Source organism: Nocardioides sp. L-11A (assembly GCA_029961745.1).
Taxonomy (GTDB): Bacteria; Actinomycetota; Actinomycetes; order Propionibacteriales; family Nocardioidaceae; genus Nocardioides.
Genome location: CP124680.1, coordinates 4607624 through 4621212 on the forward strand (window position 1 = coordinate 4607624; position 13589 = coordinate 4621212).

The following is a 13589-nucleotide window of genomic DNA, read 5'->3' on the forward strand; positions in this document are numbered from 1 at the left end:
ACGTCGAGGTGGAGGCGGGAACCTGTCTCCGGATGGGACACCGGAGGCGAGGGGGATCGGTCGGGTTCCCGCCTCCACCGGTCTGGTCAGCGGACGCTGTCGCTCACGCGCCCTCCTGAGGCCTGCGCCGGTTGGCGAGGACGAGGGCGCCGCCGATCCCGAGAAGGGCGAGCGCGGCGATGAGAGCGGCCAGGCCGACGGTCGCGCCGGTGTCGGGCAGCAGCCCGCCGCCGTCCCCGGCATCGCCCGCACCCACCGTGCCGCCCTTCTCGCCCTTCTCGCCACCGACGTCACCCTGGTTCTTCACGATCACGCCCGCGTCCCAGGTCGGGTCGATGCCCTGCGTGGCCTGGACCTGCGTGTAGCCGTAGGACGTGGTGAGCGCCGGGTTGGTGTCGTCGAGGACGAAGGTCCGGGTCAGGCCGGTCGACCGGTTGGCGTCGGAGTCCGCCGCGTCGTCGGAGCCGGCGTCGCTCCTGGTGAACTTGTACGTCTTCTGCTGCTTCTTCGTCAGCGTGAAGCGCACCTGGTAGGTGCCGGCCGGCAGATTGTCGAACAGGTAGCGGCCCTCGGCGTCGGTCGTGGTGGTGCCGACGACCCTGCCGTCCTGGATCAGCTCGACCGTGACACCGGCCAGGGGCTTCTCCTTGGCGTCCTGCACGCCGTCCTTGTCCTTGTCGATCCACACGACGTCACCGACGGCGTAGGACCGCTTGACGAAGCCGAAGTCGAGCGTCGGATCCCGGTCCCCGTCCTCGTGCAGGTCGCCGGGCGCGGTCGACGTCTCCCAGGTGGAGGAGTCGCCGGCCCGGTCGCCCTGCGCGGGCTTCGTCGGCACGTACGGCGCGAGCGCCGCCGCCGAGGCCTCCCGGTCGATGCGGACCGTGTAGATCTGGTTCCCCGTGAGGGCAGGCAGATCGTCGAAGGTGTACTCGCCCTTCGGACCTGTCGTCGTCGGACCGACCGGGTCGCCGAAGACGTCGGTCACGGGCCGGCCGTCGGGGCCGACCAGGGTCAGCACCACGCCCGGGATGCCCTGCTCGTCCGGGTCCTGGCGGCCGTCGCGGTCGCTGTCGACCCACACGTAGTCGCCCACGGAGACGGACCGCACCGGCTCGACGGTGGCAGAGGTGTCGCCGATCCGGTTGACGACCGGCGCCGAGGCGTCGGTGATCCGCACCGCGACATAGGCGGCGATCCGGCCACCGGCGTCCAGGGTGGTGCCGGCCCGCTGCCGGAGCGTGACGGTGCCGGAGGCGGCGTCGTACGACGCGCTCAGGTTGCCGCCGATGTCCACCGGGCCGGGCGTCGGAGCGCTGGCGGTCGGGGCGCCGCTCTCGGTCACGAAGCCGAGGAACTCGGTCGCGGCGGGGAGCACATCGTCGACCGGGACGATGACGACGTCGTCGTAGCTGCCGTGCGGGATGAACTCGATCCGGTAGACGTAGGTGTCCTGCACCAGGGCGCCGGAGCCGTCCAGGTGGGCCTTCAGGGACTCGACCCACTCCTCGTGCTCACGGTCGTAGACCCGCTTGCGGACCTCGGCCTCGTCGCCGTACGACGTGGCCTCCGACTCGTCGTCGTCCCAGTAGTCGGGATCGCCGTCGGCGCCGAACAGGGTGGCCTTGTTGGTGATCGACCTGGTCTCCTTGCCGTCGAACGGCACGGTGGTCAGCGGCAGCGTGACCGTGTAGGCCTTGTCGACGCCGCGCGCGTCCACGACCGCCTTGCCCGCGGCGCTCAGCTCGATGACGAGGTTGCCGTCGGGGTCGCGGCTGAGGGCGAAGTGGGCCGCGGTGAGTGCCTGCCCGTCGTAGCTGCCGGCGATGCCCGCCACCGACGCCAGGTCTGCGATGTCGAAGATGGCGGGGTCGACGTAGTCGACGATCCGGCTGGTGCGGACGTCGACGCCCTTGCCCGCCGCGACGGAGAACGTGTAGTCGACGGTGACCGTGTCACCGGGGTCGACCTCGGTCTCGCGGGCGGTACCGGACTTGGTGAAGACACTGGAGTCCTTGATGCCGTCCTCGTCGTCGGGGAGCACGACGACGGTCACGTCCCGGGTCGCCCGGTAGGGGTTGCCGTCGCGGTAGTGGAAGTCGGCGTGGTTGCGCAGCCGGTACGGCGTCGCGTCCTCGACCGTCGTGCTGCCGGTCTGGTCCAGGCCGGTCACCGTGTTCAGCTGGGCCAGCACCTCGATGGTGGCGTTGGTGGTGTTGTCCTTGCCCACGTTGACCAGCAGCCGCTGGCCGTCGACGCAGTACCGGCCGACGAACGCGTCGCCCGCGAACGCCGCGGGGTCGACCGGGCAGGTCGCCGCCGGCGAGAGCGCGATGCCCTGGGCCGTGACGAAGTCGGGGGCCGAGGTGCGCCAGGACGCCTGGTGGGGCAGCACGTCGCTGATGACGACGTTGCGGTCCAGGGTGAAGTTCGGTCCGCCGCTCCACTGGCGCAGGTCGGCGCGCAGCGTGTAGGTGATCTCGGCCGGCGGGACCAGGGCGCCCTGCTCGTCGGTCTCGACGTTGCGGCTGCTCCAGTCGGAGGTCTTGCCGAAGGCCTGGCCGACGTTGACGCCGGGCACGGTGCCGCGCAGCCGCACCGAGGCCGTCCGGTCGACGGTGCCGAAGCTGGCGGTGTTGACCAGGCTGGTCTCGAAGTTGCCGGTGCCGCCGGCCAGGGCGTCGTACTTCGCCTGCAGGGCCGCCTCGAGCGCGGCGATGTCGGTGACCCGAGCCCGGTAGGTGATGGCGAGGCGCGAGGGGCCGGGGACGTCGACCGTGCCGGTGAAGGAGGAGCCGGTCACGGTCGGGGCGAAGGCGAACGGGGACGTCGTGCGGTTGAGGCCGTCGGCATCCCAGCTGGTGAGCTGGCCGGCGAAGGAGCCGGGGACGTAGCCCAGCCCGGCGGGCAGCTGGTCGGCGATCGTGAAGCCGGCCCGCGCCTCGGGCGAGTCCAGCCGCAGGGTGTAGGTCAGGTCCTGGTCGGCGATCGCGGGCTTGAGCACCACGTTCCCGTCCACGACGGTGACGAAGCCGTCCAGGTTGCTCGGGCTGACGCTCTTGCCGAAGACCTCCGAGACGTCGGCGAACTGGTCGCCGCCGTTGCGGATGACGACCTGGACCGAGGACGGCTCGCCGTCGATGCGCCAGGTGATCGGCTCCTTGGTGCTGCTGTCGACGTCGTTGACCCGGAAGCTCAGGTCGAACACACCCTGGTTGACGTCACTCGGCCACGGGTCGCGGAAGGTGATCGCGACCTGGTTGCCGTTCTTGGTGACCGACTGGATGGCGGAGTTCGCCGTCGGGACGCCGGTCAGGGTCACGTTCGCCCCGAGGTCGAACACGACGGTCGATCCCGGCGTCACGTCGGTGTTGTACTGGACCCGGAGCGTGAGGGTGTCACCCTCGTCGACCACGGACGTCCCGTCATGGGTCTGGCCGTTGAGCAGGATGCTCGACGTGATGCCGACGGTGGCCCGGGCAGGCTGCGCCAGCCCGACGGCGGCGGCGACCGCGAGAACCAGGGCGAGGCCGAGGGCACCGACGACACGCAGCCGTTGCGGTGGTGACGGACGTGCAGCGGCATGCTGGATAGACAAGGGTTCCCTCCCCATTGGTTGGACGCCGTCGACTCCGGCAGGCGCACACGGGCTCGAGGGGACTCCCCACCGCGGCCGCCGGACAGGCGACGAGCGCGACGCAAGGCATCGCGCCTCCAGTCTGAGGCACCCGAGGGGCGCGATCGGCCACCGAGCCGGGACTTCATCCCCCGGCCGCGAAGGTTGGTCCCAGGACTAGTCCCGGATGGGCCGGCCGGGGGCCGGCGACGCGATCGCCTCCGGGAGGGGCCCCTAGGATACGGCCGTGGGCAGCGCCTTCAGCACGGCTTTCAGCGACGCACTCGCGACGCATTCGATGAGTCTCAGTGCCCTGCACCGCGCGCTGTCCGCACGGGGCATCAGGGTGAGCCTGACGACGCTGAGCTACTGGCGCTCGGGCCAGCGTGAGCCCGAGCACGAGCCGTCCCTGCGCGCGGTCGCCGCCATCGAGGAGATCCTCGCCCTTCCTCCCGGGGAGATGGAGTCGCTCATCGAGCGCCGCCGCGGCCGGCTCGCCCCAGGCCTGCTCGCCGACCTGAGCGAGGACCACGAGCGGATCCGAGCGCTGCTCGCCGAGCTCGGCTTCGACTCCCCGTCGGACCGGTTGATCGACAGGGAGGTGACGCTGAAGTACGAGGTCGGTCCGGACCGGTCGCCGGCCCGGCTGACCTACACCATGGTCGTGGAGGCGAACCAGGCCGAGGCCCACCGGCGGGCGTTCATCCTCCGCGTGCGGCCGGGTGCGGAGACGCCGGCGATCAGGCCGCTGATCGGCTTCGAGCTGGGCGAGACGATCCACGACCGGGCGCACGGCATCGTCGTCGGCGAGATGCTCCTGGACCGGCCGCTGCTCCCGGGAGAGACCGCCCTGCTCGAGCAGGAGGTCGTGTACCGGACCCCCGATCCCGACGACAACCACTACTTCTACTGGGCGGTGCGCCGGATGACCTCCGTGACCCTGTGGATCCGGTTCGACCCGAGCGAGCTGCCGGCACGGTGCGAGTTCTACACGATCCTCGACGGGGACGAGCAGGTCCTCGCGCTGGACGCCTTCGGGCCGAGCGTGAGCCGGACGGTCAACGGCTTCGGCCCCGGAACGCTCGGTATCCGCTGGCACTGGGAGTGATCGCGGGCTCCTCGCGATGGGGTCACAGTTGCCCTGGGCGACTGTGAAGGCCGGTCACTAGGGTCGTGGGCGAGGGCAGGACGCGGCTCGGGAGCGCAGCCAGGGACCGGGGAGGGACTCCGGACGCTGTGGCGTCGAGTGGGGCGCGCAAGGGGGAACCATCATGACCGGCATCGTCGAGCCGACCTCACCCCGGGCCAGTGGTCGGCGCCAGCGCGTACCGCACCTGGACGCCTACGGGAGCGCGACCCGCGCGCTGCGCCGGGCCCATCAGCAGGCCACCCAGGGCACCGAGCGGATCACGCGGCAGATCGCGGCCGGCGTCGTACCCGACGGGGAGGAGCTCGCACGGTACCGGCGACTCAGCGCCGCGCTCCGGTACGCCGAGGCGGTCTGGCTGGTCGAGGCTGACCTGCTGGTGGCCGCCGCGGGCCTGGAGGCCACCGCGGCCCGGCGATCCGGGGCGGGAGCGTGACCCAGCTGATGCTCCCCCGGGATCCCCTGACGCGGTCCCCGGCCGTGCCGGCCGGTGCCGACGGGTCGGGCCCCCGTCCGGGCGGCATCGCCGGGATCGTCGACCGGCCGCGTCTCCACCGGCTCCTCGATGCTCCCCTGGCCCGGATCTGCGTCGTCCTCGGCCCGAGCGGGAGCGGCAAGACGACGCTGGTGCGCAGCTGGGCCCTGCAGGGTCGCCCGGGACTCCTGCTGTGGGTCTCGCTCGGTGCGTCGCTCGACAACCGGTTGGCGTTCTGGCAGCAGGTGGCGAGCAGTGCCGTCCGCGCCGGCGCGCTGAGTCCCGACGAGGCGGTGCGGGCCGGCGAGCAGCTGACCATGGCCGTCGACCCGGTCCGGATCGCCGCCCGGCTGCTGGCCGGCGCCGAGCCGGTGGTGCTGATCCTCGACGCCTACGAGCATCTCGGCGCGGCCACCGTCGACGTCGACGCGGACCTCGCCCGGTTGGTCGCGGTGGTGCCGCAGCTGCGGATCGTCGTCACGTCGCGGACGTCGAGTGCGCTGACCGACCGTGACCCCGCGGGCGGCTTCACCCAGGTGATCCCCGTCGGCGAGCTGGCCCTGACCCGGAGCGAGGTCCACCAGCTGATCCGCGACCAGGCCGGCATCGACGACGCCCGGCTGGCCGCGGCCGTCGCCGACGCGACCCACGGGTTCGCCCTCGGCGTGCGTTCGGTGGCGCTGACCCTCTCCCAGCTCGGCCACATCCCCGAGGTCGACTCCGTGGAGTGGGGACGGCTGATCGCGACCCCGCTGGAGTCGCTGCTGCCCGACGCCGCCACGACGCGGTTCGTGGCCGACACCTGCGTCGCGCCCTACGTCGACGTCGCGCTGGCCGAGCTGCTCAGCGAGAACGCCGATGCCGCCGAGCTGCTGCGGACCCTGGAGCGGGGCGGGTTCGGCCGCTGGATCCCCTACACCCGCAACCGCGAGGTCTTCCAGTACGTCGAGACCATCCGCGACACCTTCCGGCAACGCAGCGCCGACGACGATCCCGCGCGCTTCCGCCGCTCGTGCGTGACGACCGCCGCATGGCTCCTGGAGAACGAGGAGACGCTCGACCAGGCGCTGCGGTTCGCGATCGACGGGCGCGACTACGCGCTCGCGGACCGGATCTTCGTGTCGCTGCTGATCGCCAACCCGGACAGCTACATCACCGGCCGCTTCCTCGCCGAGCTGCAGCAGGTCCCCGACGACGTCCTCGGCGAGCATCCGATGCTCGCGTTCGGCCGGGGCCTGGCCCTGATGACCAGCCCGATGCTGCGCCTCGAGGCCGGGCGGTACTTCCGCCTGGCCGCCGACGCACCGGCCCGGCCGGCGTACCTCGACCCCGCGGTGGACGCCTTCGTCCACGCGGCGATGCGCGCGATCGCCCGGCGCCTCGCGGAGCGCCGGCGGACGGACGTCGCGCGGAGCGCGGAGGTGGTCGGCCTGCTCGACCGACTCGCGCCCGAGGAGCAGTCGCGGTTCGGCGACCACCTCGGGACCATCCTGCGCCAGCTGAGCTTCGGCATCTGGCAGGACGGCCGGATCGATGACGCGCTCTGGACCGCGAGCCGGTCGGTCGCCCTGTGTCGCCGGCCGGTCCCCCGCAACTACTCCCTGGTGTACGTCGCCGCCATGGGCGCGTTCTCCGGTGACACGGTCGGGGCGGCGTCGGCACTCGCATCGGTCGACACCGAGGCCTGGCCGCCGGAGACACGGGGCACGTCGATGAACGGCCTCGGCCTGCTGGCAGAGGCTCTCGTCCACCTCGACCGGCACGACTTCTCCTCGGCCGCCACGACCCTCGAAGGGACCCTCGCGTACCTGCGCACCAACGAGTACTGGTCCTTCCTGACCGCCGCACGGCTGCTCACCAAGCACGGCCTCGGCCAGGGCCGTGCCGAGGCCGAGCGCATCGCCCGCGAACTGGACAGCTCGATCCCGCCGCCCGGCGTGGGGGACAACGTCGGCACCGAGCACCTCCACGGCGTCCTGGCCCAGGCCTGGCTCGCCGGCGGCGACCCCCGCGCCGCCCGTCGGCTCCTGGACACCGCCCCGGAGGACAGCCCCCATGTCGCCGCCGCCCGCGTGACGTGGCTGCTGGCCGCCGGGCACGACAACGAGGCATGGCGGCGGAGCCAGCAGCTGCTCCGCCTCTCCGGGCACACGCACCGGACCCGGAGCGAGCTGCAGACCCTCGCCGCCGTCGCCGCCCTCCGGCGCGGCGAGAAGGACGCAGCCACGGACTGGCTGAACGACGCGTGCGTCACCTGGGAGACCCACGGCCCCCGTCTCCACGTCGCGCTGCTCCACCCCCGCGACCTCCAGCAGCTCGTGGAGCACGCGAGCGCCCACGGGTCGGCGCAGCTCCTGCGCTACCTGGCCGTGGTCCGGCCGCGGACGCGGACCCAGCAGGCGACGACGCTGAGTCCCCGCGAGACCGCGACGCTCCAGGCGCTGGTCGAATACCCCAGCGTCCGCGCGATGGCCGAGGCCCTCGTCGTCTCGCCGCACACCGTCAAGAGCCACCTCGGCAGCATCTACCGCAAGCTCGGCGTGGGCTCACGACAGGCGGCCCTCGCCCAGGCCCGGGATCTCGGCCTGCTGGAGTGAACAGGGTGGCCGGTCGCCCTAGACTCGGCACACCATGACCAGCCGGCCGAGCCCTCGACGCTGGGTCGATCCCTTGCTGGCGCTGCTCGTGTGGCTGCTGGGTTTGGCCACGCTGCCGGGCCACCCGGCCGACGGCCGCGAGCTCGCGCTGGCCGCCGGGTTCGGGCTGGCCTGCAGCCTCCCGCTGGTGTGGCGGCGCCGGTTCCCCCTACGGATCGTCGTACTGATCGGGCTGCTCGGCCTCGCCGGCCAACGGGCGCCGTCCCCGGCACTGCTGGACGGGCCGTTCCTGCTGGCGTTCGCGACGGCCGTCGGCACCGTCGGCGCGCTGGACCCCCGCTGGCGGGCGGTCGCCTGGACGGTGGCCGCGAGCGCGCCCGCCTTCGCCGCGGCCCTGGGGCAGGCGCAGGAGCCGGGTGAGCTGGTGACCACCGCGGTCTGGCTGGCCCTGGCGTTCGCCATCGGCCGCGCGATCGGCTTCCGCCGCTCCCTGCTGCAGGCGCGGGCCGACGCCGAACGAGCCGAGCGGCAACAGGCGATCGAGCGCCGGGTCGCCGACGAGCGGGCGGCCATCGCCCGGGACCTGCACGACGTGATCGCGCAGTCGGTCGAGGCGGTGTCGATGCAGGCCACCGTCGGCCTGCACCTCTACGACACCCGACCGGCCGCGGCGCGGGCGGCCCTGGAGCAGATCCGGACCGCGAGCGTCGGCGCGTCCCGGGAGATCCGCGAGCTCCTCGGCCTGCTGCGCAGCACGGGCGAGGGGCCCGACCGGCTGGTGGGCCTGGACGACCTCGCCGCGCTGGTCCGGGCCAGTGCGGTCGACGGCCCGCCGGCGAGCCTCCAGGTCGTCGGCGCACCGGGCGACCACGACCCCCTCGCCGGCCTCACCCTCTACCGGGTGACCCAGGAGGCGTTGACCAATGCCCGCCGGCACGCCCGGGCCGGCACCGTCCGGGTCGAGCTGGAGTGGCGCCCGGACCGGCTCACGCTCCGGGTCACCGACGACGGCACGGGACCACCGGCGGGCGGCGTGGTCGAGGGGTACGGCGTGCGCGGCATGCGCGAACGACTCGCCCTGGTCGGCGGCACGCTGGGACTGGACGGCGGTCCCGACCGCGGCTTCCGGCTGACCGCCGACGTACCCCGGCAGGCTCCGGCATGATCGGCGTGCTGATCGTCGACGACCACCAGCTGGCCCGCTCCGGGCTGCGCTCGCTGATCGAGCCCGAGCCCGACCTGACGGTCGCGGGCGAGGCCGGCAACGGGCCGGAGGCCGTCCGGCTGGCCCGGATGCTGCGGCCGGACGTGATCCTGATGGACCTCAAGATGCCCGGCGGCGACGGCCTGGCGGCGACCAAGGCCATCGCCGACGACCCCCACCTGGCGGCCACCCGGATCATCGTGCTGACCAGCTACGACAGCGACGAGTCGGTGCTGGCCGCGCTGCGGTACGGCGCCAGTGGCTACCTGCTGAAGGACTTCGAAGCCCCCGCCCTGCTCCAGGGCATCCGGACGGTGGCGGCCGGCGAGGCGCTGCTGGCTCCGGTCATCGCCCGCCGGATCGCGGAGACCTGGACCCCTCCCGCTCCCCCGGCCCGGCCGCCGTACCCGGCGCTCGCGGAGCTGACCGAGCGGGAGCGGGAGATCCTGGTCAAGGTCGCCGAGGGACGGAGCAATGCCGAGCTGGCCGCCGAGCTCCACATCAGCCATGCCACCGCGAAGACCCACGTGAGCCGGATCCTGGCCAAGCTCGGGGCACGGGACCGGGTGCAGCTGGTGATCATCGGCTATCGGTCCGGGCTGGTCGGCCCCGACCACTGATCATCGTGCCGGATCACGGGGCCGGGTCGTCGGCGCCGGTGTAGCCGTCCAGCGGATCGCCGGCCAGGAAATCGAGGATCGCCCGCAGGTACGCCGGTCCGGCGTCGCCTGTGATGCCGTGGCCGGCGCCGGGGAGGTAGACCAGGGTGGCGTCGGGCAGGGTGTCGCGATACTCGCGGGTGTCGATCCAGGGCACGTAGTCGCATTCGGCCCGCAGGATCAGGGCCGGGGTCCGGATGGTGCGCAGCACGGGCCGCGGGTCGTCGATCTCGTCGAAGTCGGCGTTGGTGAGCTGGTTGGTGTAGAAGCCCTGGGGGTTCTGGTGCACCTCGCCCTCGCCGGGCGGCCCGCCGGGGCAGCCGCCGAGGTCGCGGCCGGCTACGGCGATCTCGTGCAGCCGGGAGTCGGACTCGGCGTCACCGACCAGGCGGTGGGCCGCCTGCGGACTGTTCTCGAGCAGGAGCGCCTGCAGCAGGAAGCGCGGATCGGACATCAGCTCGTCGTACCGCTTCTCGGCGGCGCCGGTCAGCGCGCCCCACGGCGACACGTCCGTGTCCGGGTGCGCCTCCGGCCAGATCTCGCCGGGCGAGGTGAACGCCACCTTCGCGACCCGGCCCGGGTGCGCCGCCAGGTACTGCGCCGCCAGCGAGCCGCCCCAGGACTGGCCGATCAGGATCACCTGCTCGGCGCCCACCCGATGGCGGACCGCCTCCAGGTCGGCGACATTGCGGGCGACCGTGTAACTCGTGACATCGGCCAGCCGGGTCGACCGGCCGGCCCCGATCTGGTCGTAGCTGTAGACGTCGTAACCGGCCGCGTTCAGCTCGGCCGTCCCGTAGGGCAGCCCCTCGTCCGGCGTCCCGGGCCCGCCGTGCAGGAAGATCACCGGCGTCGGCTTGCGCCCGGCCACCGTCGCCGGGCTCGCGACATAGGCCAGCCGGCTGCCGTCGTCCAGCTTCCAGAACCGGACGTCGGCCGGCACCGGCCCCTCCCGCATCTCCGGGAACGGCCGCAGGAACAGCAGCCCGAAGCCCACGCCGACCAGCGCCGTCCACGCCGTGCCGATGACGAGTGCGGCCCACCAGCCTCGGTGGCCGCGACCGACCGCCACCGCTCCGCGGCCCACCAGCACGGTCACCACGAGCACGGCCGCGGCACCCGCCCCGAGGAAGGCCACCGGCTGCGGCGCGACGGCCGCGACCACCAGGACCGTCAGGCCGCCGACGACCACCCCGACGAGCGCGCCGAGCACGGCGAGGAGGACAGCGCCGACACGGCGGAGTGGGCGGACGGCAGTCGAAGCGGCCGGGGCGGCTGGATAGGAGGTGGTCACGTCGGTCGACGCTAGGTCGTCGGACGACGCCGGTCGTCCGGCTCCGGATCGGTTCGGCGTACATCCTCCGATGTACGAGCCGGCGCTTCCGTCGCCGTCGGCTCGCCCGGTGGTCGGGGCCGTCGCGCCGTCAGGGCGCCCGTCCGGCCAGGACGATCTCAGCGACGTCCTGGCCGGCGTGCGACGTGACGCCGGCTGCCGCGGCCAACGGGCTGCGGACCGTACGGAACCCGTCCGCGAGGTGGGGATGCGCGCCGACGAGGAGCATCCGGACATCGCCCGAGGAGGTGGGGAAGAGGGTCGTGGTCAGCGTCTCCCCCGGCGGCGTCCCCGCCACGGCGGCGAGCAGGAGGTCGCCGAGGTCGCCCGCGACCTCGGCCGGGAGGTCGGTGCCGCCGGCGCGGACGACGAGATGGACGCCGGTCTCCCGTGCCTCGCTGAGGGCCTGCGCGAACCACTGGCCCATGTGCACCAGGTCGGGGTGCAGCAGCGTCAGCTGGCGCAGGTACGCCTCCTCGTCCGCGCAGCGGGTGCGCAGCCCGGGAGAGCCGGGGTCCGCGGCACCGCGAACCGCCTCCAACAGGGCCAGGGAGCGATTCAGGCCGGCCGCCCGCCAGCGCGCCCGCGACCGCTCGGCCGCAGCCTGCTCGTCGCGTCGGGTGCGGGCCGTCCACGCCGCTCGCTGGTCTGCGCCGGCGCGGACGCCGATCTCGCCGATGGCGAGCTGGAACCGGCGCCACGCCGCGACCAGGATCAACGCGGCCGCACCGGCGATCAGCACGATCGTCCGCGCCTGGCCCGAGGATCGCCCGACGTCGACGGCCACGACGACCACCACCAGCGCGTACCAGGCGCTGGCCCACACGACGGTCGTCGGCCGCGGACCGAGCTCGGCCAGGATGACGAGCAGGCCGGTCCCACCGACGGCCTGCCACAGCACGGGATCGTCGCGTCCGTAGTCGACCGCGGCGGCCGAGAGCATGAAGGCGCCGGCCGCCGCAACCGCGAGGAGCAGGGTGGCCCATCGGGGAAGGGTCCGCCGGGCGCGGGTGCACCACCAGGCGAGGGCGACGCCCAGCGCGGCGACGGCCGCCATCAGGTACTCGGGCGTCGGCTCCCCCGGGTGGTTGCCGACCGCGAGGACGAATCCGATCGCGGACACGCCGGCGGCGTACAGGAGGCAGGCGCGACGTCGCAGCACGCGGACGACGCGGGCGATGTCGCGCCGCCCCTCGCGCGTCCTCCGGTCGACCGGCCCGTGACGACGGACCGTGAGTCTGACCGAGGTGCCGGCACCGGGCGCGGTGTCGACGTCGACCTCCATCCCGGCGTCCTGTGCCCGACCGAGGACGGAGGTCGCCAGCCCACCGTGGCGCGCGGCCGCGCCGTCGAACCCGGCGCCGTCGTCAGCGACCGTGACGACGAGGTCCGCGTCGTGCGTCTCGGCCAGCACCCGGACGTCGCCGACCCCCGCGTGCTTGGCCGCGTTCTGGACCAGCTCGGTGGTCGCGCGCCGCAGGGCGCGCAACTGCGCGGGGTCGAGCTCCGCCTCGATACCGGCGAGCGTGTCGTCGTCCAGGCCGAGGTGATGCACCCGGATCCGCGAGTCGTAGGCCGCCGTACGGATCCCGCCGTCGTCCGCGGTCGGCTCGACTCCGGCTTGGAGGGCGACGACGGTAGCGATGTCTCGGGCGCAGCGCTGCCGGACGGCCTCGGCGTCCCGGACCGCGCCGCCGCCGCTGGCGATCGCCGCAAGCGTGTTGATCACCGTGTCGTGGAGGACTCGGGCGTCCTCGGCCGCGGCCCGGCTGGCCGCCTCCTGGGTCGCGGCGGCCGCCTGCTCCCGGTGCGCCACCGCGGCCTGCTCGTCGGCGCGCGTCACGAAGTCGAACAGGTAGGAGTAGCCGACCCGGGTCGCCAGGACGATCGACGACGTCGCCACGAACGCGGCCACGGGAAGCGTCACCGGCAGGTCCGGACGCAGCGCGAGCATCGCCGGCGGCATCAGGACGGCCGCGACCGCCGGCAGCACGAGCGCCGTGCGCCCCCGCAGCACGAACGCGGGCATGGCAGCCCCGAGATTCACCATCCAGCAGGCCGCGAACAGCAGCGGGTCGTCCATCGAGTCAGCAGCGGCCCAGTCGGCCACGAAGAGCACGTAGATGCCGGCGACGGTGACCCACATCGGCACTCGTCCCCGGCGCGCCACGAGGACCACGATCAGCATGACGGCGTGGGCGAGGAGGAGAGGCAGCAGCTCACCCACCCGGCCCGGCGCGGCGAGCACCGCGACCAGCATGACGACCTGCCAACCGGCGCTGCCGGTGAGGAAGACGCGCCTCAGCGCGTCGGACAGGCTCCTGGTGGCCCAACCGCTGGCGGCCGGATCCAGCGGGGAGATACGGCGGCGCAGGTCGCGGACCAGCTCACCAGCGCGTCCACCGCCGGCTCGTCGGACGATCGTCACCCCACCACCCTGTCGCATCGCCGGTCCCGGGGTGACGGCGGGCGCCGGGCGGAGCACGAACTCGTCCTGGCTCGTCCCGGCTCGTCCCGGCCGGACGATGCGGTCTGCCACTCCTCACCGGGCCCGTCGG

8 protein-coding genes are annotated in these 13589 nt (G+C 73.5%); 5 read left to right on the forward strand and 3 right to left on the reverse strand.

Annotated elements, in window-relative coordinates; genetic code table 11:
• Positions 1-103 precede the first annotated feature (103 nt).
• Positions 104-3598, reverse strand: coding sequence for an SdrD B-like domain-containing protein (locus QJ852_22130; protein ID WGX95840.1), 3495 nt, complete (start codon positions 3596-3598; stop codon positions 104-106).
• Positions 3599-3863: 265 nt separating this feature from the next.
• Here QJ852_22130 and QJ852_22135 point away from each other — a divergent pair, with 265 nt between their 5' ends.
• From QJ852_22135 to QJ852_22155, 5 genes are all read left to right on the forward strand, one after another.
• The gene (locus tag QJ852_22135) at positions 3864-4724 is read left to right on the forward strand and encodes a hypothetical protein (GenBank protein WGX95841.1); all 861 of its coding nucleotides are present in this window, start codon (positions 3864-3866) and stop codon (positions 4722-4724) included.
• 163 nt (positions 4725-4887) lie between these two features.
• Entirely contained in the window at positions 4888-5199 is a 312-nt protein-coding gene (locus QJ852_22140) for a hypothetical protein (GenBank protein ID WGX95842.1), read from the forward strand.
• Entirely contained in the window at positions 5196-7835 is a 2640-nt protein-coding gene (locus QJ852_22145; GenBank protein ID WGX95843.1) for a LuxR C-terminal-related transcriptional regulator, read from the forward strand. The genes QJ852_22140 and QJ852_22145 overlap by 4 nt, the downstream gene beginning before the upstream one ends.
• 34 nt (positions 7836-7869) lie before the next feature.
• Positions 7870-9000 carry a sensor histidine kinase gene (locus tag QJ852_22150; protein ID WGX95844.1) on the forward strand — a complete coding sequence of 377 codons (1131 nt, stop codon included), beginning with the start codon at positions 7870-7872 and terminating at the stop codon, positions 8998-9000.
• Positions 8997-9659 carry a response regulator transcription factor gene (locus QJ852_22155; GenBank protein ID WGX95845.1) on the forward strand — a complete coding sequence of 221 codons (663 nt, stop codon included), beginning with the start codon at positions 8997-8999 and terminating at the stop codon, positions 9657-9659. Before QJ852_22150 ends, QJ852_22155 begins: the two co-directional genes overlap by 4 nt.
• A 13-nt stretch (positions 9660-9672) precedes the next feature.
• Here the strand turns inward: QJ852_22155 and QJ852_22160 are convergent, their stop codons facing one another.
• Positions 9673-10992, reverse strand: coding sequence for an alpha/beta hydrolase (locus QJ852_22160; protein WGX95846.1), 1320 nt, complete (start codon positions 10990-10992; stop codon positions 9673-9675).
• A 130-nt stretch (positions 10993-11122) separates the two neighbouring features.
• The gene (locus tag QJ852_22165) at positions 11123-13459 is read right to left on the reverse strand and encodes a hypothetical protein (protein ID WGX95847.1); all 2337 of its coding nucleotides are present in this window, start codon (positions 13457-13459) and stop codon (positions 11123-11125) included.
• Positions 13460-13589 lie beyond the last annotated feature (130 nt).

Excerpts from the sequence above, each read along its gene's own strand:
- QJ852_22140 (WGX95842.1), top strand. The coding sequence starts at position 4,888 with ATGACCGGCATCGTCGAGCCGACCTCACCCCGGGCCAGTGGTCGGCGC.
- QJ852_22150 (WGX95844.1), top strand. The coding sequence starts at position 7,870 with ATGACCAGCCGGCCGAGCCCTCGACGCTGGGTCGATCCCTTGCTGGCG.
- QJ852_22155 (WGX95845.1), top strand. The coding sequence starts at position 8,997 with ATGATCGGCGTGCTGATCGTCGACGACCACCAGCTGGCCCGCTCCGGG.